Below are 19252 nucleotides of genomic sequence, written 5' to 3'. Positions count from 1 at the left end.
TCTGCCGGGGCGCGCCCGCTGCAGCAGTGGGCACGCAGCGGGCGGGGAGGCGTCTCAGCGGGCCTTGACCTTCTTGGCGGGCTTGAGCCGTGCGGCGCCGATGGCGACCAGCACCGCGTCGGCCACGTTCTCTTCGGTGAAGCCGAAGTGCTTGAACAGCACGGGCGCCGGGGCCGATTCGCCGTAGGTGTCGATGCCCACCACGGCGGCGCAGCCGTACTTCCACCAGCCGTCGGTCACGCCCATTTCCACGGCCACGCGGGGCACGCCGGCGGGCAGCACGCTGCCCTTGTACTTGGCGTCTTCGCGGTCGAACGTGGTCGTGCTGGGCATGGAGACCACGCGCACGGCGATCTTCTTGTCGGCCAGCAGGCGCTGGGCCTTGAGCGCCAGCTGCACTTCGGAGCCGGTGGCGATGATCACGGCCACTGCCTTCTTCTTGATGCCGACATCCGCGGGTTCGGAGAGCACGTAGGCGCCGCGCGAGATGTCGCCCAGGTCGCGCTTGGGCGCGTAGGGCAGGTTCTGGCGCGACAGCAGCAGGGCGGTGGGCTTGTTGCGGTTGGACAGGGCCACGCTCCAGGCCACGGCGGTTTCGGCCGTGTCACCGGGGCGCCACACATCCAGGTTGGGGATCAAACGCAGGCTGGCGGCGTGCTCGATGGACTGGTGGGTGGGGCCGTCTTCGCCCAGGCCGATGGAGTCGTGCGTGAACACGTGGATCACGCGCTGCTTCATCAGCGCGGCCATGCGGATGGCGTTGCGGCTGTAGTCGCTGAACGTGAGGAAGGTGCCGCCGTACGGGATGAAGCCGCCGTGCAGCGCGATGCCGTTCATGATCGCGGCCATGCCGAACTCGCGCACGCCGTAGTTGATGTGGCGCCCGCCGATCTTCTGGCCGTTTTCCAGCGTGGTCTGTACCACGTGGCCCTGCATGTCAAAACGCAGGTTGGGGGTGCTCTTGGTGTTGGTGAGGTTGGAGCCCGTCAGGTCGGCGCTGCCACCCAGCAGTTCGGGCAGCGCGGCGGTGAAGGCTTCCAGCGCCAGCTGGCTGGCCTTGCGGCTGGCCACGGTCTCGCCCTTGGTGTGGGCCGCCACCACGGCGTCCACGGCCACTTGCGCGAAGTTGGCGGGCAGGTTGCCCTCCATGCGGCGCGTGAGTTCGGCGGCCAGCTCGGGGAAGGCGGCGCTGTAGGCGGCAAAGCGCTCGTTCCACGCGGCCTCTGCAGCCTGGCCGTTGGCCTTGGCATCCCAGCCGGCGTACACGTCGTCCGGGACCACGAAGGGCTCGCTGGTCCAGCCCAGGGCTTCGCGCGTGAGCTTGATTTCTTCCGCGCCCAGCGGCTCGCCGTGGGCCTTGGCGGTGTTGGCGCGGTTCGGGCTGCCCTTGCCGATGTGCGTCTTGCACACGATGAGGGTGGGGCGCTCGGTCTGCTTCTTGGCTTCCACGATGGCGGCGGCCACCTTGTCGGCGTCGTGGCCGTCGATGGGGCCGATCACGTTCCAGCCGCTGGCCACGAAGCGCAGGGGGGTGTTGTCGGCGAACCAGGGGGCGACCTGGCCGTCGATGCTGATGCCGTTGTCGTCATACAGCGCGATCAGCTTGTTGAGCTTCCAGGCGCCAGCCAGCGACACGGCCTCGTGGCTGATGCCTTCCATCAGGCAGCCGTCGCCCAGGAACACGTAGGTGTTGTGGTCCACCACCGCGTGGCCTTCGCGGTTGAACTCGGAGGCCAGCAGCTTTTCGGCCAGCGCGAAGCCCACGGCATTGGTGATGCCCTGGCCCAGCGGGCCGGTGGTGGTTTCCACGCCAGCGGTGTAGCCCACTTCGGGGTGTCCTGGCGTCTTGCTGTGCAGCTGGCGGAAGTTCTTGAGTTCGCCAATGGGCAGGTCGTAGCCGGTGAGGTGCAGCAGCGCGTACAGCAGCATCGAGCCGTGGCCGTTGGAGAGCACGAAGCGGTCGCGGTCGAACCACTGGGGATTCGTGGGGTTGTGCTTGAGGTGGCGGCTCCACAGCGCCACGGCCATGTCGGCCATGCCCATCGGGGCGCCGGGGTGGCCGGAGTTGGCTTGTTGAACGGCGTCCATGGCCAATGCGCGGATCGCATTTGCCATCTGTTGGGATTGCTGGGTGTTGGCCATGGGGGAGGGTTCAGGGTGGGAGGTTCAGGGGAAACCCGGCATTTTACCGGGGCGGCGCCCCCGCCCCTCCACCGGCGGCCTGGAGCCCGGAGCGCGGTCCCCCGCGCTGGCGGCTTTTGCCCCGGCGGATGCCGCACGGCCCGCGCGCAGCCCGCGGCACATCTGCGCTCAGTGATCGGCCGTTCCGAGTCTCGGAGGCGGGCGCATTGCGCGGCCGTCGCACCGCGGCCTGCCGGACCTTCAATTTTGAATCAAACAGGGCACAAGCGCTTGTCTATAAAGCGCTGGCAGCTATCAAATCAGGAGCTTCCTTGGGCTCAGTCGGGCGCCAGCAGGCCCAGCCGCCGGGCCATGCGCACGGCCTGCACGCGGTTGCTGACCTCCAGGCTGCGGAAGATGGCACCCGTGTGCGCCTTCACGGTCGCCTCGCTCATGCCGAGCTGGCGCGCGATCACCTTGTTGGCATGCCCGTTCGCCAGGCCGTGCAACACCTCGACCTGCCGGGGGGTCAGGGCGGCGCAGGCGGACGCCCGGGCCGCCGTGCCCAGGAGCATGGGCGGCAGGTAGATGCCGCCGGCCAGCACCAGATGCAGGGCGTTGAGCATCACGGCGGCGCGTTCGCGCTTGGAGATGAACCCCATGGCGCCCGCGTCCAGCACGTCGCGGACCACGGCGGGGTCTTCGCGGGCGGAGAGCACCACCACCGGCACGCCGGGCGCCAGCGCCAGCAGGCGTTCCAGGCCGCCGCCACCCGGCGCGCTGGCGTCGCGGCCCGGCATGTCCAGGTCCACCAGGGCGAGGGCGGCATCGGGATGCTCCACCACCAGCGACGCCGCGCTGGCGTAGTCGTTCGCCTCCAGCACCTGGGCCTGAGGGTCCAGTGCCGACAGCAGGTGCTGCAGTCCTTCGCGGAACAGCGTGTGGTCGTCGGCAAGGATGATCTTCATGGTGGCGACACTATGGGGGGTGTCGGTGCCCGCGAAACGGCGGCCCACGATCGCGCGCAGGCGTGATCCGGTAATAGTTGGCACAAGCGGCTTCGGGTGGCCGGGCCGGGGTTGCGGGGCAGGGGCTGTCATGGGCCGCGCAGGCTACCCGAGCGCCCGGCGCATCGCCCTACCCCGGCGGGATAGTCCGTGGCGCCGCGCGCGCGACCACCGCCTGGGCGCTGGACCGCCGGGACCGGCCGGGGTGGCGCCAGCCCGGCCGCGATGTGGGCCCGAAAGCCCGGCGCCGCCCGCCCCCGTGATGCACTACAGTGCGGGCCATGCAAGGACTGCACCTCACCGCCGATCTCCATGGCTGCCGCTGCGCCCCCGTGTGGCTGCTCGATGCCGCCGCCCTGGGCCAGGCCTGCGGCGACGCCGTGCGCGCCGCCGGGCTGCAGCCCGTGGGCCAGCTGTTCCACGGATTTCCCGCCACCGCCCACGGACCTGGCGGGGTGACCGCCACCGTGCTGCTGGCCGAGTCGCACCTGTGCGTGCACACCTGGCCCGAACAGCAGGCCGTCACGCTCGACGTCTATGTGTGCAACTTCGGTGCGGACCATTCGGGCAAGGCACGCGCGCTCCTGGAGGCGCTCGTGGCCCTGTTCGCGCCCACGGCCGTGCAGCGCCACGCGCTGCAGCGGGGCGCCCTGCAGGAGGCCGTGGCGTGAGCGCGGGTGCCGCGGCGCCGGCCGCCGCCACCGGGGGGCAGGTCCCCGCCATGCTGCTGGCCGCAGGCCGTGGCGAGCGCATGCGCCCGCTGACCGACACCATCCCCAAACCCCTGCTGCAGGTGCAGGGCCAGCCGCTGCTGCAGTGGCACCTGGCGGCGCTGCAGGAAGCGGGTGTGGAGCAGGTGGTGATCAACACCGCATGGCTGGGTGGGCAGATCAGCCACCACTTTTCCGATGTTTTTGGCCTCCAGCGCCGGGTGGACAAGCGCAAGCAGCTATCCATTTCATACTCGCACGAAGGCGTGGACTTTGGCGGCGCACTGGAAACCGCCGGCGGCATCGCCCGCGCCCTGCCCCGGTTGGGCCCCGTGTTCTGGCTGGCGGCGGGCGATGTGTTTGCGCCCGACTTCGTGTTCGGCAGCGCCGCCGTGTCGGCCTTCGAGGCCAGCGGCCACCTGGCCCACCTGTGGCTGGTGCCCAACCCGGCCCACAACCTGCGCGGCGACTTCGGGCTGTCGGCGGACGGATTGGCACTGAACCTGCCCGCCGCCGACCCCGCGCCGCGCTACACCTACAGCACCATCGCCCTGCTGCGCGCCGGGCTGTTCGCGGCGCCCTGGTGCGACATTCCGGCCGGCAACCCGGATGGCATCAAAGCCCCGCTGGCGCCGCTGCTTCGCCGCGCGATGGACAATGGCCGGGTCAGCGCACAGCTCTACACCGGACGCTGGACCGATGTGGGGACCCCCGAGCGCCTGGCTGAACTCAATTCTCTCTCTGCTGCCCGTCCATGAACACCACCGTGCCTGCCTCCATCTACGCCCAACGCCGCGCGCGGCTTGCTGCCCAGCTGGGCGCGGGGGGCATCGCCATCATTCCCACGGCGCCGGAGCGCCCGCGCAACCGGGACACCGACTTCCTGTTCCGCCACGACAGCTACTTCTACTACCTGACCGGCTTCATCGAGCCGGGGGCATGCCTTGTGGTCGCGCAGGACGGGTGCAGCACCCTGTTCTGCCAGCCCAAGGACCTGGAGCGCGAGATCTGGGACGGCTACCGGCTGGGCCCTGCTGCGGCGCCCGGGGCGCTGGGCGTGCAAGCCGCCCATTCCATCGCCGAGCTGGACGCCAAGCTGCCCCGCCTGCTGGAGAACCGCCACCGCGTGTGGTACCCGTTTGCCATCCACAGCGGCCTGGCAGCGCGGGTGGAAGGGTGGCTGAACGCGGTGCGCGCGCGCGTGCGCTACGGCGCGCTGTGCCCGGCGGAGCAGAACGATGTGTGCACGCTGCTCGACGAGATGCGGCTCATCAAGGACGCGCACGAGCAGGACATCATGCGCCGCGCCAGCGACATCAGCGCCAGGGCGCACATCCGCGCCATGCAGCGCTCGGCCCGCATGCTGCGCGCCGGCCAGGACGTGCGCGAGTACCACCTGGATGCCGAGCTGCTGCACGCGTTTCGCGACGAGGGCTCGCAGTACCCGGCCTACAGCTCCATCGTGGCGGCCGGGGCCAACGCCTGCGTGCTGCACTACCGCGCGGACGCCGCCCCGGTGCGCGACGGCGAGCTGGTGCTCATCGACGCCGGCTGCGAGCTTGACGGCTACGCCAGCGACATCACCCGCACCTTCCCGGCCAACGGCCGCTTCACCGGGCCGCAGCGCGCGCTGTACGACCTGGTGCTGGCCAGCCAGGACGCGGCGGTGGCGGCCACCAAGGCCGGCGCGCGCTTCAACGACCCGCACGACGCCACCGTGGCCGTGCTGGCGCAGGGCATGCTGGACCTGGGCCTGCTCGACAGGAACAAGGTGGGCACCGCGCAGGACGTGATCGACACGCGCGCCTACTTCCAGTTCTACATGCACCGCACGGGCCACTGGCTGGGCATGGACGTGCATGACTGCGGCAGCTACGTGGAACCCGATGAGGTCGGGGCGGTGAGCGAGCGCAAGGACCCGCTGTCGGGCGAGACCATCACCAACCGCCCCAGCCGCGTGCTGCGCCCGGGCATGGTGCTCACCATCGAGCCCGGCATCTACGTGCGGCCGGCCGACGGGGTGCCCGAGCAGTTCCACCACATCGGCATCCGCATCGAGGACGACGCCATCGTCACCGAGACGGGCTGCGAGCTGATCACGCGCGGCGTGCCGGTGAAGGCCGACGAGATCGAAGCGCTGATGCGCGGCTGAGGCCGAGGGATGGCCAGGGTCCATGATGGCTTCTGATACCGCCGTGCCCGCGCACCTTGCCACGCGCTCCCCCCGCGCGCAGAAGTGGCGCCTGGGTGCCGCGCTGTGGCTGCTGGGCCTGCCGGGCGTCGTGGCCGTGGTGTGGGCGCTGGTCCCGCCCCTGGCCGCCCACCAGGCCTTGTTGCCGCTGCCGCTGTGGGCCATGGTGCTGCTCAGCGGCCTGCAGACCGCGGTCCTGCTGGCCCTGTGCGTGGCACTGGGTGTGGCGCTGGCGCCCCGCGTGGGGCTGGCGGCGCCTGCCGTGTCGGCCTGGCTGCAGGGCCAGCCGGTGGCCGGGCCCTTCCGGCGCCAGTGGGCGCCGGGGCTTGTGGGCGGGCTCGCGGGCGCACTGTGGCTGTGGGGCCTCTCGCTGGTGGCGCCGCAGGCGCTCAGGCCCTCCGACCCGGCCGGTGCCGCATCCCTGGGGGTCAAGCTGCTCTATGGCGGGATTTCCGAGGAACTGCTGGTGCGCTGGGGCGTGATGAGCCTGCTGCTGTGGCTGGGCTGGCGCTTCGTGCAGCGCGGCCAGGGCACGCCGGGCCGTGGCATCGTGGCGGCCGCCGTGGTGGCCAGCGCCCTGCTGTTTGCGCTGGGGCATCTGCCGGCCGCGCAGGCCATGGCCGGGGTGCTCACCCCCTCCGTGGTGGCGTTCGTGCTGGTGGGCAACACCGCCTTCGGGCTGGTGGCGGGATGGCTCTATGCCCGGCATGGGCTGGAGGCCGCCATCCTGGCCCATGTGCTGGCGCACGCCCTGTCGCATCCCTTCGTCTGACCGCTGCGTGCGGCCGTGCGGGGGCGCGCGTCAGCGAAGCTCGGCGCACACCTCCCGGACCAGCCCGCGCAGCCACTGGTGCGCGGGATCGGCTTGCAGCCGGGGGTGCCACAGCAGCGACACCGTGATCTGCGGCACCGGGACGGGCAGTGCAAAGCTGGACATGCCGGCGCGCAGGTTGCCGGTGTGGTGTTCGGGAACCGTGGCAACCAGGTCGGAGCCGCGCGCCAGCGCCAGCGCGGTGGAAAAGCCGCCCACCACGGTGGCGATCTGCCGCGCCAGGCCCAGGGGCGCGAGGGCATCGTCCACGGGCCCCCGGTCCCGCCCCTTCCGCGACACGAGCACATGCCTGCCGGCCGCATAGCGGGCCGGCGTGATCTCGCCCGCGCACAGCGGGTGCCCCGCGCGCACGACCCCCACGAAGCGGTCGCGGAACAGGGCCTGCGCCCGCACCTCGGGGCCCATGGCGTCGCCCACCACGCCGGTCTCCAGGTCGACGGTTCCATCGCGCAGCGGGGCGCTGTGCCTGTCGGTCTTCTGCACGAAGCGCAGCCGCACCCCGGGGGCGGCCTCGCCCACGCGGGCGAGGAGGCCGGGGCCAAAGTTCTCCGCAAAGCCGTCGCTGCAGCGCAGCGTGAAAGACCGGGCCCATTGGGCGGGGTCGGACGCCGATGCGGGGCGCAGGACGGCCTCGGTGTCCTGCACGAGCTGGCTGACCTTGTCGCGCAGCTCCAGTGCGCGTGGCGTCGGCACCAGTCCGCGCCCGGCCCTGACGAGCAGCGGGTCGCCGGTGGTGTCGCGCAGCCGGGCGAGCGCCCGGCTCATCGCGGAAGGACTCAGGTGCAGGCGCTCGGCGGCCCGCGCCACGTTGCCTTCCGCAAGCAGCACATCCAGGGTGACCAGCAGGTTGAGATCAGGCCGCGGCATGGCGGGACCATAGCACGCCGGTCCGTGGCATGGCGTCTGGTGCATGTATGGAATGCAAATGCTGCGTCTTCCGCCGGGCCACGTGCCTGGCTACGCTGGAGTGGCTGGTTTTCCAGGGGCGCCGACCGGGCACCCGCGAACCATCGCCTCCCGAGGAGACCCTCCGCCATGACACCCCCCACCCGCACCGCTATTCCCCCGCAAGCGACTTTTTCCCTGCCGCCCCAGCCTGCCGCGGGCGGGCCGCAGGCCACCGGCCCCTCGGACAGCCGGTGGGCGCTGGCGAGCCTTGCGCTGTCCATGCTGCTGTCCTCGCTGGGCACCAGCATCGTCAATGTCGGCTTGCCCACGCTGGCGCAGGCGCTGGACGTGCCCTTTCAGGAAGTGCAATGGGTGGTGCTGGCCTACCTGCTGGCCATCACCACGGCCGTGGTCGGCGTGGGCCGGCTGGGCGACGTGGTGGGCCGCCGGCGGTTGCTGCTGGCGGGGCTGGCCCTGTTCACGGGGGCCTCGGCCCTGTGCGCCGCGGCCCCCACGCTGGGGCTCCTGGTCGCCGCCAGGGCGCTGCAGGGGCTGGGCGCGGCCGCGATGATGGCGCTCACGATGGCCTTCGTGGGCGAGACCGTCTCCAAGGACCGGGCGGGCAGCGCCATGGGCCTGCTGGGCACCATGTCCGCCGTGGGCACGGCCCTGGGGCCGACGCTGGGCGGTGTGCTGATCGCCCAGGCCGGCTGGCCGATGATCTTTCTCATCAACCTGCCGCTGGGCGCCCTGGGCCTGCTGCTGGTGCGCCGCCACCTGCCGGCGGACCGCCTGGCCGCAGGGGAGAGGCCCGGGTTCGACCCCCTGGGCACGGTGCTGCTGGCCCTCGCGCTGGGGGCCTACGCGCTGGCCATGACGATGGGGCGGGGCGGCTGGGGCCTGCTGAACGGGGCGCTGCTGTGCCTTGCGGCGCTGGGGGCATGCCTGTTCGTGTGGGCCCAGGCGCGCGTGGCCGCGCCCCTGGTCCGGTTGTCGGTGTTGCGCCTCCCCGGCTTGGGCGCGGGCCTGGCCACCACCACCCTCGTGGCCACGGTGGTGATGGCGACGCTGGTGGTGGGGCCGTTCTATCTGTCGGGGGCGCTGGGGCTCGGTGCCGCGCAGGTCGGGCTCGCCATGTCGTGTGGCCCGCTGGTGTCCGCGCTGGTGGGCCTTCCCGCGGGCAGGGCCGTGGACAGGCTGGGCGCGCATTCCATGGGGCTGGCCGGGCTCGCCGCCATGCTCGCCGGGTGCGCCGGCCTGGCGCTGGCGCCGCTCGCGTGGGGCGTGCCGGGCTATGTCGTCCCGCTGGCGGTCTTGACGGCGGGCTATGCCCTGTTCCAGGCGGCCAACAACACCGCGGTCATGGCCCACGCAGAACCCGGCGCGCGGGGTGTCGTGGCGGGGTTGCTCAACCTGTCGCGCAACCTGGGGCTCATCACGGGAGCTTCCGCCATGGGGGCCGTGTTCGCGATGGGCGCGGCGCTGGCGCATGCCGTGGGGGCTTCAGGGATGCCCATGGTGGCGGGCATGCGGGCCACGTTCACGGCCGCCGCGCTGCTGATGGTGGGGGCCATGGCCCTCATGCTGGGCAGCCGTGCGCGCAGGCGCCAAGGATGCCCTCCGGGCATCGGCTGAGGGCGGCTGGTAATCGGCATGTAACCGCTTCGTGTGAGAATTGAAATTCGATTACATACCCACAGAAAGAGACAAGCCCATGCCTACCCGCCGCGCCACCAAGATTGTTGCCACCCTGGGCCCCGCATCGAGCGACCCGGCACTGCTGGAGGCCATGATCCGCGCGGGGGTGAACGTGGTGCGGCTGAACTTCAGCCACGGCAAGGCGCAGGACCACATCGACCGCGCCGCCACGGTGCGCGCCGCGGCCCAGCGCGCGGGCCGCGAAGTGGCCATCATGGCCGACCTGCAGGGCCCCAAGATCCGCGTGGGCAAGTTCGCGGAGGGCAAGGTGCAACTGGAATCGGGCGCCAAGTTCGTGCTCGACGCCTCGCGCACGGAGCTGGGCGACATCGACGGCGTGGGGCTGGACTACAAGGAACTGCCGCGCGACGTGAAGGCGGGCGATCTGCTGCTGCTCAACGACGGGCTGATCGTGCTCACCGTGGATGCGGTGCGCGGCGAAGAGGTGCACACCACCGTCAAGGTGGGCGGCGAGCTGTCCAACAACAAGGGCATCAACAAGAAGGGCGGGGGCCTCACGGCACCGGCCCTCACCGCCAAGGACATGGAAGACATCCGCACGGCCATGAGCTTCCAGGCCGACTATGTGGCGGTGAGCTTTCCGAAGAACGCGACCGACATGGAAATGGCGCGCCAGCTGTGCAACGTGGCCGCGTCCGAGTACCGCCACAAGCCGGGCCTGATCGCCAAGATCGAACGCGCCGAGGCCATCCCGCACCTGGAAGCCATCCTGCGCGTGAGCGACGGCATCATGGTGGCGCGCGGCGACCTGGCCGTGGAAGTGGGCAACGCGGCCGTGCCCGCCTTGCAAAAGAAGATGATCCGCATGGCGCGCGAACAGGACAAGGTCGTGATCACCGCCACGCAGATGATGGAAAGCATGATCACCAACCCCGTGCCCACGCGCGCCGAGGTGAGCGACGTGGCCAACGCCGTGCTGGACGGCACCGACGCCGTGATGCTGAGCGCCGAGACAGCCGCCGGCCGCTACCCGCTCGAGACGGTGGAAGAAATGGCCACCATTTGCGCGGCGGCCGAGGCGGCCGAAGACCACCAGCTCGACGCCGACTTCACCGGCCAGACCTTCGGCCGGATCGACCAGTCCATCGCCATGGGCGCGCTGTTCACGGCCCACCACCTGGGCGCCAAGGCCATCGTGGCCATGACCGACAGCGGCGCGACGGCACTGTGGATGAGCCGGCACAGCATCGACATTCCGATCTATGCGCTCACGCCCAAGGTCGCCACGCAGCGCAAGATGGCCATGTACCGCAACGTGCGCCCCTTGCTCATGGACACCAGCGCAGACCGCGACACGGCGCTGGAGCAGGCCGAGCGCCACCTCAAGAGCCGCAACATCGTGCAAAAGGGCGATGTCTACGCCATCACCTGCGGCGAGCCCATGGGCGCCCCCGGCGGCACCAACATGCTGAAGATCTGCGTGGCGAGTTGAGCGCGGCCGCCGGAGCGGCGACGCCGCCTCACCCCGCACCCGGCTTCACTGGGACGGGGCGCCGTGCCCTGGCAGGTCCTGCTCCCCGGTATCGGCCGGGCGGGGCCGCGCCAGTTTCTGAAACCCCAGGTCGCACAGCCAGCCCGACACCCAGCACAGCCAGCCCGTCCAGAGCGTGTGGCTCATGAAGTGCGCGCCGCGCACCTGCTGGGCGCCGCCCAGGACCAGGCCCGCCGCCACGGCCGCGGCCAGCCACCAGCGCGCCGCCGCGGGTTCCTTGCGGCGCAGCGCAAAGTAGCCGCCGATGAAGGCGAACCCGGCCGAGGCATGGCCCGCCGGAAAGCAGCGCCCGCCGCCGCCGTCGGCCACGCCCAGCGCCCAGTGGGACGCATAGCGCGCCACGCCGCCGAACTCCGCGAGGTCCCAGGGGCAGCTCGTGTCGCTCAGGTTCTTGGCGATGCTCACCACCGCGAGCGCCAGCAGCGCGCTCAGGGCCATCTGCAGGCGCTCGCCGGTATCGATGCGCCGCAGCACCCCGCGCGGCGGCCACCACACGCCCACCACGAGCAGCAGCACCAGCAGCCACGCCAGGCGGCGTGCGCCTTCATGGAGCACGTGCACGAAGAACCACTGCTCCCGCAGGGGGAATCCCGTGGCCGAGCCAAATGCGCGGGCCAGCGGAATGTCTTGCCCCCCCGCGTCCCAGGCCACCACGGCGGCCAGCAGGCCGAGTGTCCACAGGAGCAGGAATCGATGGCGGGCCGGGAAGGAATGGGGATGGGAAGGCGAAGATGGCATGCCCGGACCATAGAAGGCCGCACTTAACACCGCCTTAATGGCGGGCCGCGGCTGGTCCGGGGGCGCCGGGCCCGGCGACAATCGCCGCATGCGAATACTCGTTGTCGAAGACGATGCCGGCATCGCCAGCGGGCTGCGTGCCAACCTGCACCAGCGCGGCTACGCGGTGGACGTGTGCGATGGCGTGGCCAGTGCGTGGAGCGCGCTGCGCGCCGAGCGCTTTGATGCCGTGCTGCTGGACCTGGGGCTGGCCGACGGAGACGGCGGCGAATTGCTCCGGCGGCTGCGGCTGAGCCCGGCCCCGGGCGCTGCCGCCGCGGCTCCGGGGCTGCCCGATCCGTCCACCCCCGTGCTCATCGTCACCGCCCGTGACCAGGTGCACCAGCGCATCGCGGGGCTGGACCAGGGCGCCGACGACTACCTGGCCAAGCCCTTCGATATCGATGAGCTGGACGCGCGCCTGCGGGCCCTGCTGCGCCGGGCCGCCGGCCGGGCGTCCCCCACCATCCGCTACGCAGACATCGAAATGGACCCCGCTGCGCGGACCGTCCACCAGGGCGGCAAGGCGGTGGAGATGTCGCCGCGGGAGTTTTCGGTGCTGCTGGTGCTGCTGGAAGCGCGGGGGCGCGTGCTCTCGCGCCAGCAGATCGAGGAGCGCCTGTACAGCTGGGACGCGGCCATCGAGAGCAACGCGGTGGAGGTCCACATCCACCACCTGCGCCGCAAGCTGGGCAGCGCGTGCATCCAGACCATGCGCGGCGTGGGCTATTTCATGCCCCAGGAGCCCGCGGAATGAGTGATTCTCCTGCGGCCTCTGCGGCCCGTGTTCGCCGGCCGTCCCTGACGCGCCAGCTGCTGCTGTGGTGCCTTGGAGCGCTGGCGCTGGTGTGGGGCAGCTTCGTGTTCATCGGCTACCAGACGGGGGTGCACGAGGCGGACGAACTGACCGACGGGCACCTGGCCAGCGTGGCCGCCCTGCTGCTGAACCTGCGTGCGACCGAGGCCGCCGAGGGGCCGCAGGTCACCCAGCGCGCCCCCACGCCCTGGCTCAAGTCGCACGACTACCAGCAGTCCCTCAGCGTCGTGCAGTGGGACGCGCAGGGCCGCATGCTCCATCACAGCGGCACCGCGCCGGCGCCGGCCTTTGGCGAGGTCGAGGGATTCGCCAACATGGCGCTCGGGCCGGACGGGACGGTGTGGCGCAGCTTCTCGCAATGGGACGCCGCGCGGATGCGCAAGATCATGGTGCTGCTGGAGCTGCGCGAGCGCGATGAACTCGCGCAGGACATCGCCGAGCAGATGATCGAGCCCGGCCTCTGGCTGCTTCCCGTGGTGTCGCTCGCGCTGGGCCTGGCCCTGTGGCGGGGTTTGCGGCCGCTGTATGCCCTGTCGGCCGACGTGGCCGCCCTCGACCCCGCCAGCGCGCCGCGCCTGGCCTCGCGCCATGCGTGGAGCGAATTCGAGTCGGTGGTCGCCTCCATCAACACCTTGCTGGACCGCCAGCAGGCGGCGCTGGTGCGCGAGCGGCGGCTGGCCAACGAAGTCGCCCACGAGCTGCGCACGCCGCTGTCCTCCATCGCGCTGCAGGCCAGCGCCCTGGCCGGAGACCTGGAGGCCGGTGCCAGGGCGCAGGCCATCGCGCGCATCGGCCAGGATGCCCTGCGGGCCGGCCATGTGCTCAACCAGCTGCTGGCCCTGGCCCGCGCGAGCCGGGCTGAGCTGCACGAGGCCAAGGCGCCGGTGGACCTGTGCGCCGTGGCCCGCCAGGTCTGCGCCGACTACGCGCAGGCGGCGTGGCAGCGGGGCGACGACATGGCGCTGTCGGCCCCGCCGGAGCTCTGGGTGTCCGGGCATGTGCTGCTGCTGGACATCGCCGCGCGCAATCTGGTGGAAAACGCGCTCAAGCACACGCCGCAAGGCACGCACATCGCGGTGCAGGTGGGGGCGTCTGACGGGGCGGGTGCATGGCTGCAGGTGTGCGACGACGGCGCCCGGCGCCCTGGCGATGCTCCCGCCTCCGGGGGAGCGAGGGGCACCTCCGACAGCCTGCACCTGGGCCACGAGATCCTGCGGCGGGTGGCGGACATCCACGGCGGCCAGTTCGGCGCGGCACCGGCCTCCGCGCCCTTTACCACCTGTTTCCGGTTGGATTTGCCCCTGCCGCCGTCCGCGCCCCCCGGTTAAAATCACGGGTTACCAAGCGGTTACCACCGCACTGCCAGGCTGACAGCGCCTTCCTCCAACCTTCAACGGACCCTACGACCATGCCCCTCGTTTCGATGCGCGAACTGCTCGACCATGCCGCCGCCCACAGCTACGGCATCCCTGCCTTCAACGTCAACAACCTGGAACAGGTCCAGGCCGTGATGGCCGCCGCCGACGAAGTGGGCGCGCCGGTCATCCTGCAGGCCAGCGCTGGCGCGCGCAAGTACGCGGGCGAGCCTTTCATCAAGCACCTGATCCAGGCCGCCGTCGAGGCCTTCCCGCACATCCCCCTGGTGATGCACCAGGACCACGGCACCTCGCCCAAGGTGTGCGCCGGCGCCATCGACCTGGGCTTTGGCTCGGTCATGATGGACGGATCCCTGATGGAAGACGGCAAGACGCCGGCATCGTTCGAGTACAACGTCGACGTGACGCGCAAGGTCGTGGAGATGGCCCACAAGGTGGGTGTCACGGTCGAAGGCGAGCTGGGCTGCCTGGGCAACCTGGAAACCGGCGAGGCTGGCGAGGAAGACGGCATCGGCGCCGAAGGCAAGCTGGACCACAGCCAGATGCTGACCGACCCCGAGGAAGCCGCCGTGTTCGTCAAGGCCACCCAGCTCGACGCGCTGGCCATCGCCATCGGCACCAGCCATGGCGCGTACAAGTTCAGCCGCAAGCCCACCGGCGACATCCTGGCCATCAGCCGGGTCAAGGAAATCCACAAGCGCATTCCCAACACCCACCTGGTGATGCATGGCTCCTCGTCGGTGCCCGCCGAACTGCTGGCCATCATCAACCAGTACGGCGGCAAGATGAAGGAAACCTACGGGGTGCCGGTCGAGGAGATCCAGGAAGCCATCAAGTTCGGCGTGCGCAAGATCAACATCGACACCGACATCCGCCTGGCCATGACCGGCGCGGTGCGCAAGTTCCTGGCCGAGAACCCCGACAAGTTCGATGCCCGCGAATGGCTCAAGCCCGCCCGCGAGGCCGCCAAGCAGGTCTGCAAGGCCCGCTATCTGGAGTTCGGCTGCGAAGGCCAGGGCAGCAAGATCCAGGGCCTGAGCCTGCAGGCCGTGGCGGCCCAGTACGCTGCGGGTACGCTGGCGCAAGTGGTGCACTGATCGTTGGCACGAGGCCCTGCGGGGCCGCTGCCCAGCCTGGTTGCGTTGTGCTGCCAGGCTTTTTTTTGCCTGTCTGCATGCAGAGACTGGGGAGTTCCCTCTACAGCAGACAAAGGTGACAGCGACAAGATCTTCTTCATGTAAGCTCGCGGTCAGCTTGCCCACCGGCAGCGCCGCAAGAAGTGTCCGATACCAGGGCGCGTTCAACACATTTCTCACCAGCTACACCGAGTTGGTTGTTGCATGGCAGAAGCCGTCGATGGACGGACTCGGGTGCCGTGGGATGATTGAAGGCGAATTCGTATGAACCTTTCTCTATGACTCTGACAATTTCAAAGTTCCGGCGGCTGTTGCCTGTGTTGGCTGTGACGGTGTTCACGGTGGCGTGCGCGCCCCTGACCGTTCCCCCCAAGTCCGAATATCCCGTCGGCCGGGCCCGTCTGGTGTTGCCGCCGGGGGCGTGGCAAGACCTGGGCACTTCCGAAGAAGCCATGTCCGGTCCCGCAGGCCGTACCCCGCTCCAGACCCGTGCGGTGGGGCTGCGGGGTGCGCAAGGTGAATGGCTGGCCGCGCTGCGGGTGCAGACCAACCGCACGGGCGACCTGCGTGGGTCTCCGCAAGGGGTGGGGTACTGCCCGCCGCAACAGGACGTCGTGGTCAAGGATCCCGCGGACGGCAGCCCCGTGCGCGCCGATTGCCTGCGCTTCAAGCTTTGGGCCAGCAGTCCCAGGTGGCTCGAAAAGAACCGGCCCGACCTGGTCCAGTGGATGGCCAGCCGCCAGATCGCGATGAGCACTCCCTACGCGCATGTGGGCTACCGCTACGTCACCGAAGCGGGTGTCTGGGTGGCGGTGGATGCCCTGGTGGACCAGCGGCTGCTCAGCGTCCGGCCGCGCAGCAACGAAGAATTCCTGACCGCGGGCCTGCCCCTCCAGCAGTGGGCCCATGACCTGGCCCAGGCCGTGCGCCTGAGCGCCGGCATGATGGATGGCCACCTGGCCATTCCGCCGTTCCCGTTTCCCGCGCCCCCTTCCAGACGCTAGCGCGCCAGCCCTCCCCTGCCTGGCGGCCTTGCATAACGATTACGAAACTCGAGGAGACCTCTGATGCAGACAAGCCCAGTCCCGCAGCCGCAGCGCATTGGCGTGCCAAGGGAAACTTTCCCTGGCGAAAAGCGCGTGGCCACCGTGCCCGATGTGGTGGAGAAGCTGATCAAGCTGGGCTTCGCGGTTGCCGTGGAGTCGGGGGCAGGGGAGGCCGCCAACTTCAGCGACGACGCCTACCGTGCCGCCGGGGCCCAGGTCGTGGGCGACGCTGCCGCGCTGTGGGCTGCATCGGACATCGTCTTCAAGGTGCGCCCGCCCAGCAGCGAGGAAGTGGCGCTGATGCGCGAGGGCACGACGCTCATTGATTTCATCTGGCCCGCCCAGCACCCCGAGCTCATGCAGCAGCTGGCGGCCCGCAAGGCCACGGTGCTGGCCATCGACTGCCTGCCGCGCACGCTGTCGCGCGCCCAGAAGATGGATGCGCTCACGTCCACCGCAGGCGTCAGCGGCTACCGCGCCGTCATCGAGGCGGCCAATGCCTTCGGCCGCTTTTTCAACGGCCAGATCACGGCCGCGGGCAAGGTGCCGCCGGCCAAGGTGTTCATCGCGGGCGCTGGCGTGGCGGGTCTTGCGGCCATTGGCACGGCGGCCAACCTGGGCGCCATCGTGCGCGCCAACGACACACGTGCCGAGGTGGCGGACCAGGTCAAGTCGCTGGGCGGTGAGTTCGTCAAGGTGGACTACGAGGAAGAAGGCTCGGGCGGCGGCGGTTACGCCAAGGTCATGAGCGAGGGCTTCCAGGCTGCGCAGCGCAAGATGTACGCCGACCAGGCCAAGGATGCGGACATCATCATCACCACCGCGCTGATCCCCGGCAAGCCCGCGCCCAAGCTCATCACGGCCGAGATGGTGCAGAGCATGAAGCCCGGCAGCGTGATCGTGGACATGGCCGCCGAGCAGGGCGGCAACTGCGAACTGACCGTGCCCGGCCAGGCGGTGGTGCGCCATGGCGTGACCATCGTCGGCTACACCGACCTGGCCTCGCGCCTGGCCAAGCAGTCGTCCACGCTGTACGCCACCAACCTGCTGCGCCTGACGGAAGAGCTGTGCAAGGCCAAGGACGGCGTGGCCGTGGTCAACATGGAGGACGACGCGATCCGCGGCCTCACCGTGGTCAAGGATGGGGCGATCACCTGGCCTGCCCCGCCGCTCAAGCAGGCCCCTGCACCGGCACCCAAGGCCGCGGCGGCTCCTGTGGCCGCCAAGAAATCCAGCCATGGCCCGGGCGCACCGATGTCCGCCAAGACGCTGACCATCGTTTTTGCCGTGCTGGCCGTGCTGTTCTGGGCCATCGGCGCCTATGCGCCCGTGGCCTTCCTGGGGCACTTCACGGTGTTCGTGCTGGCCTGCTTCATCGGCTACATGGTGGTGTGGAATGTCACGCCCGCGCTGCACACGCCACTGATGAGCGTGACCAACGCCATCTCCAGCATCATCGCCATCGGCGCGCTGGTGCAGATCGCGCCGCCCGATGCGGGTGTCAACGGGCGCCCGGACGGGCTCATCCTGTGGCTGGCGTTTGCCGCGCTGGTGCTCACGGCCGTCAACATGTTCGGCGGCTTTGCGGTGACGCGCCGCATGCTGGCCATGTTCCGCAAGTAACTCCATCACAACAAGAACACGAGGAGCACAGAACATGTCCCCAAGTCTCGCCACCGTCGCCTACCTGGGCGCGGCCATTTTGTTCATCCTGAGCCTGGGCGGGCTCTCCAACCCCGAAACCTCGCGCCGGGGCAACCTGTTCGGCATGGTCGGCATGGCGCTGGCCGTGCTGGCCACGGTGTTCGGCCCGCGCGTCAGCCCCGCAGGGGTGGCCTGGATCGTCGGCGCTCTGGTCATTGGCGGCGGCATCGGCCTGTATGCGGCCAAGGTCGTCAAGATGACCCAGATGCCCGAGCTCGTCGCGCTCATGCACAGCCTGGTGGGCCTGGCGGCCTGCCTGGTGGGGTTTGCGAGCTATGTCGATACCTCGATCCAGCTGCAGGGCGCGGAGAAGATCATTCATGAGGTGGAGATCTATGTCGGCATCCTGATCGGCGCGGTCACGTTCAGCGGATCGCTGATCGCCTTTGGCAAGCTCAACGGCAAGATCGGTGGCAAGCCGCTGCTGCTGCCCGGCCGCCACTGGATGAACCTGGCCGCGCTGCTGGTCGTGATCTGGTTTGGCCGCGAGTTCCTGCGCGCCGAGACCATCGAACAGGGCATGGTGCCGCTGATGGTGATGACGGCGATCGCGCTGCTGTTCGGCATCCACATGGTGATGGCCATCGGTGGCGCGGACATGCCGGTGGTGGTGTCCATGCTCAACAGCTACTCGGGCTGGGCGGCGGCGGCCACGGGCTTCATGCTGTCCAACGACCTGCTCATCGTCACGGGCGCGCTGGTGGGCTCGTCGGGTGCCATCCTGAGTTACATCATGTGCAACGCGATGAACCGCAACTTCATCAGCGTGATCGCGGGCGGCTTCGGCTCGGGCGCTGGCACACCGGCCAAGAAGGGCGAGGCTGCCGAGCCGCAAGGCGAGGCCGTGCCCGTCAGCTCCGCCGAGACGGCCGAGCTGCTGCGCGATGCCAAGAGCGTCATCATCGTGCCCGGCTACGGCATGGCCGTGGCCCAGGCCCAGCACACGGTGTACGAGATCACCAAGACCCTGCGCGAAAAAGGCGTGGATGTGCGCTTTGCCATCCACCCCGTGGCGGGCCGCATGCCCGGCCACATGAACGTGCTGCTGGCCGAGGCCAAGGTGCCCTACGACATCGTGATGGAGATGGACGAGATCAACGAGGACTTTCCCAATGCCGACGTGGCCATGGTCATCGGCGCCAACGACATCGTGAATCCCAGCGCTCTGGACGACCCGACCAGCCCCATCGCAGGCATGCCAGTGCTCGAAGTGTGGAAGGCCAAGACCTCGATCGTGATGAAACGCTCCATGGCCTCGGGCTATGCGGGCGTGGACAACCCCCTGTTCTACAAGGACAACAACCGCATGCTGTTTGGCGACGCCAAGAAAATGCTCGACGAAGTTCTTTCCGCGCTCAAGGGGTGACGGGCATAATTCCACCGCGAAAAAAGCACGACCGTGCTGAAAAAATCAGCATGGTCTCACGGCCTCAATA

The 19252-nt window shown here is 69.9% G+C and carries 16 protein-coding genes; 12 read left to right on the top strand and 4 right to left on the bottom strand.

The features are described from left to right. Positions 1–54: 54 nt before the first annotated feature. Together tkt and KW843_RS25325 are read right to left on the bottom strand one after the other, a co-directional pair. The gene (gene tkt, locus KW843_RS25330) at positions 55–2142 is read right to left on the bottom strand and encodes a transketolase (protein ID WP_218297891.1); all 2088 of its coding nucleotides are present in this window, start codon (positions 2140–2142) and stop codon (positions 55–57) included. Between the two features lie 317 nt (positions 2143–2459). Next, the gene (locus tag KW843_RS25325; RefSeq protein ID WP_218297890.1) at positions 2460–3089 is read right to left on the bottom strand and encodes a response regulator transcription factor; all 630 of its coding nucleotides are present in this window, start codon (positions 3087–3089) and stop codon (positions 2460–2462) included. Between the two features lie 320 nt (positions 3090–3409). Between KW843_RS25325 and KW843_RS25320 the strand changes: the two genes are divergently transcribed. From KW843_RS25320 to KW843_RS25305, 4 genes are read left to right on the top strand one after another with little or no spacing between them, the layout of a single operon-like run. Continuing rightward, on the top strand, positions 3410–3799 hold the full coding sequence (locus KW843_RS25320; RefSeq protein WP_218297889.1) for an S-adenosylmethionine decarboxylase family protein: 390 nt from the start codon (positions 3410–3412) through the stop codon (positions 3797–3799). Positions 3800–3849: 50 nt separating this feature from the next. Then, entirely contained in the window at positions 3850–4596 is a 747-nt protein-coding gene (locus KW843_RS25315) for a nucleotidyltransferase family protein (RefSeq protein WP_218297926.1), read from the top strand. Further along, complete coding sequence (locus tag KW843_RS25310) at positions 4593–5990, top strand: aminopeptidase P N-terminal domain-containing protein (protein ID WP_218297888.1); 1398 nt, start codon at positions 4593–4595, stop codon at positions 5988–5990. The genes KW843_RS25315 and KW843_RS25310 overlap by 4 nt, the downstream gene beginning before the upstream one ends. A gap of 22 nt (positions 5991–6012) precedes the next feature. Beyond that, a complete protein-coding gene (locus KW843_RS25305) occupies positions 6013–6801 on the top strand; it encodes a type II CAAX prenyl endopeptidase Rce1 family protein (RefSeq protein ID WP_255594946.1) in 789 nt (262 codons plus the stop codon). A gap of 30 nt (positions 6802–6831) precedes the next feature. Here KW843_RS25305 and KW843_RS25300 read toward each other — a convergent pair whose 3' ends face one another. After that, on the bottom strand, positions 6832–7728 hold the full coding sequence (locus KW843_RS25300) for a LysR family transcriptional regulator (RefSeq protein WP_218297887.1): 897 nt from the start codon (positions 7726–7728) through the stop codon (positions 6832–6834). 168 nt (positions 7729–7896) lie between these two features. On the opposite strand from KW843_RS25300, the gene KW843_RS25295 reads away from it, so the two are divergent. Continuing rightward, positions 7897–9384, top strand: a complete 1488-nt coding sequence (locus tag KW843_RS25295; protein ID WP_255594945.1) for an MFS transporter — start codon at positions 7897–7899, stop codon at positions 9382–9384. Between the two features lie 79 nt (positions 9385–9463). Further along, positions 9464–10900: a pyruvate kinase gene (gene pyk / locus KW843_RS25290; protein WP_218297886.1), complete on the top strand. Its 1437-nt coding sequence runs from the start codon at positions 9464–9466 to the stop codon at positions 10898–10900. Between the two features lie 45 nt (positions 10901–10945). Here the strand turns inward: pyk and KW843_RS25285 are convergent, their stop codons facing one another. Beyond that, positions 10946–11698 carry a phosphatase PAP2 family protein gene (locus tag KW843_RS25285; RefSeq protein WP_218297885.1) on the bottom strand — a complete coding sequence of 251 codons (753 nt, stop codon included), beginning with the start codon at positions 11696–11698 and terminating at the stop codon, positions 10946–10948. Positions 11699–11786: 88 nt separating this feature from the next. On the opposite strand from KW843_RS25285, the gene KW843_RS25280 reads away from it, so the two are divergent. The 6 genes from KW843_RS25280 (at position 11787) to pntB (ending at position 19182) form a co-directional block, all read left to right on the top strand. Next, positions 11787–12494: a response regulator transcription factor gene (locus KW843_RS25280; RefSeq protein WP_218297884.1), complete on the top strand. Its 708-nt coding sequence runs from the start codon at positions 11787–11789 to the stop codon at positions 12492–12494. Continuing rightward, positions 12491–13882, top strand: a complete 1392-nt coding sequence (locus tag KW843_RS25275; RefSeq protein WP_218297883.1) for a histidine kinase dimerization/phospho-acceptor domain-containing protein — start codon at positions 12491–12493, stop codon at positions 13880–13882. The genes KW843_RS25280 and KW843_RS25275 overlap by 4 nt, the downstream gene beginning before the upstream one ends. Positions 13883–13962: 80 nt before the next feature. Next, positions 13963–15027 carry a class II fructose-bisphosphate aldolase gene (gene fba, locus KW843_RS25270; protein ID WP_218297882.1) on the top strand — a complete coding sequence of 355 codons (1065 nt, stop codon included), beginning with the start codon at positions 13963–13965 and terminating at the stop codon, positions 15025–15027. Positions 15028–15518: 491 nt separating this feature from the next. After that, entirely contained in the window at positions 15519–16070 is a 552-nt protein-coding gene (locus tag KW843_RS25265) for a hypothetical protein (protein ID WP_255594944.1), read from the top strand. Between the two features lie 63 nt (positions 16071–16133). Beyond that, positions 16134–17735 (top strand): Re/Si-specific NAD(P)(+) transhydrogenase subunit alpha, encoded by a 1602-nt coding sequence (locus tag KW843_RS25260; RefSeq protein ID WP_218297880.1) that lies wholly within the window; start codon positions 16134–16136, stop codon positions 17733–17735. Positions 17736–17769: 34 nt separating this feature from the next. Beyond that, complete coding sequence (gene pntB / locus KW843_RS25255; RefSeq protein WP_218297879.1) at positions 17770–19182, top strand: Re/Si-specific NAD(P)(+) transhydrogenase subunit beta; 1413 nt, start codon at positions 17770–17772, stop codon at positions 19180–19182. Positions 19183–19252 lie beyond the last annotated feature (70 nt).

Source organism: Acidovorax sp. sif1233, from assembly GCF_019218755.1.
Lineage (GTDB): Bacteria > Pseudomonadota > Gammaproteobacteria > Burkholderiales > Burkholderiaceae_C > Acidovorax.
Note: the sequence above shows the minus strand (reverse complement) of the source record. Positions and strands in the feature narration are given on the sequence as shown.

What these genes read in the sequence shown, in the direction of transcription:
- tkt (WP_218297891.1), bottom strand. Translation starts at nt 2,142, where the DNA reads ATGGCCAACACCCAGCAATCCCAACAGATGGCAAATGCGATCCGCGCA.
- KW843_RS25325 (WP_218297890.1), bottom strand. Translation starts at nt 3,089, where the DNA reads ATGAAGATCATCCTTGCCGACGACCACACGCTGTTCCGCGAAGGACTG.
- KW843_RS25320 (WP_218297889.1), top strand. Translation starts at nt 3,410, where the DNA reads ATGCAAGGACTGCACCTCACCGCCGATCTCCATGGCTGCCGCTGCGCC.
- KW843_RS25315 (WP_218297926.1), top strand. Translation starts at nt 3,850, where the DNA reads ATGCTGCTGGCCGCAGGCCGTGGCGAGCGCATGCGCCCGCTGACCGAC.
- KW843_RS25310 (WP_218297888.1), top strand. Translation starts at nt 4,593, where the DNA reads ATGAACACCACCGTGCCTGCCTCCATCTACGCCCAACGCCGCGCGCGG.
- KW843_RS25305 (WP_255594946.1), top strand. Translation starts at nt 6,013, where the DNA reads ATGATGGCTTCTGATACCGCCGTGCCCGCGCACCTTGCCACGCGCTCC.
- KW843_RS25300 (WP_218297887.1), bottom strand. Translation starts at nt 7,728, where the DNA reads ATGCCGCGGCCTGATCTCAACCTGCTGGTCACCCTGGATGTGCTGCTT.
- KW843_RS25295 (WP_255594945.1), top strand. Translation starts at nt 7,897, where the DNA reads ATGACACCCCCCACCCGCACCGCTATTCCCCCGCAAGCGACTTTTTCC.
- pyk (WP_218297886.1), top strand. Translation starts at nt 9,464, where the DNA reads ATGCCTACCCGCCGCGCCACCAAGATTGTTGCCACCCTGGGCCCCGCA.
- KW843_RS25285 (WP_218297885.1), bottom strand. Translation starts at nt 11,698, where the DNA reads ATGCCATCTTCGCCTTCCCATCCCCATTCCTTCCCGGCCCGCCATCGA.
- KW843_RS25280 (WP_218297884.1), top strand. Translation starts at nt 11,787, where the DNA reads ATGCGAATACTCGTTGTCGAAGACGATGCCGGCATCGCCAGCGGGCTG.
- KW843_RS25275 (WP_218297883.1), top strand. Translation starts at nt 12,491, where the DNA reads ATGAGTGATTCTCCTGCGGCCTCTGCGGCCCGTGTTCGCCGGCCGTCC.
- fba (WP_218297882.1), top strand. Translation starts at nt 13,963, where the DNA reads ATGCCCCTCGTTTCGATGCGCGAACTGCTCGACCATGCCGCCGCCCAC.
- KW843_RS25265 (WP_255594944.1), top strand. Translation starts at nt 15,519, where the DNA reads ATGTCCGGTCCCGCAGGCCGTACCCCGCTCCAGACCCGTGCGGTGGGG.
- KW843_RS25260 (WP_218297880.1), top strand. Translation starts at nt 16,134, where the DNA reads ATGCAGACAAGCCCAGTCCCGCAGCCGCAGCGCATTGGCGTGCCAAGG.
- pntB (WP_218297879.1), top strand. Translation starts at nt 17,770, where the DNA reads ATGTCCCCAAGTCTCGCCACCGTCGCCTACCTGGGCGCGGCCATTTTG.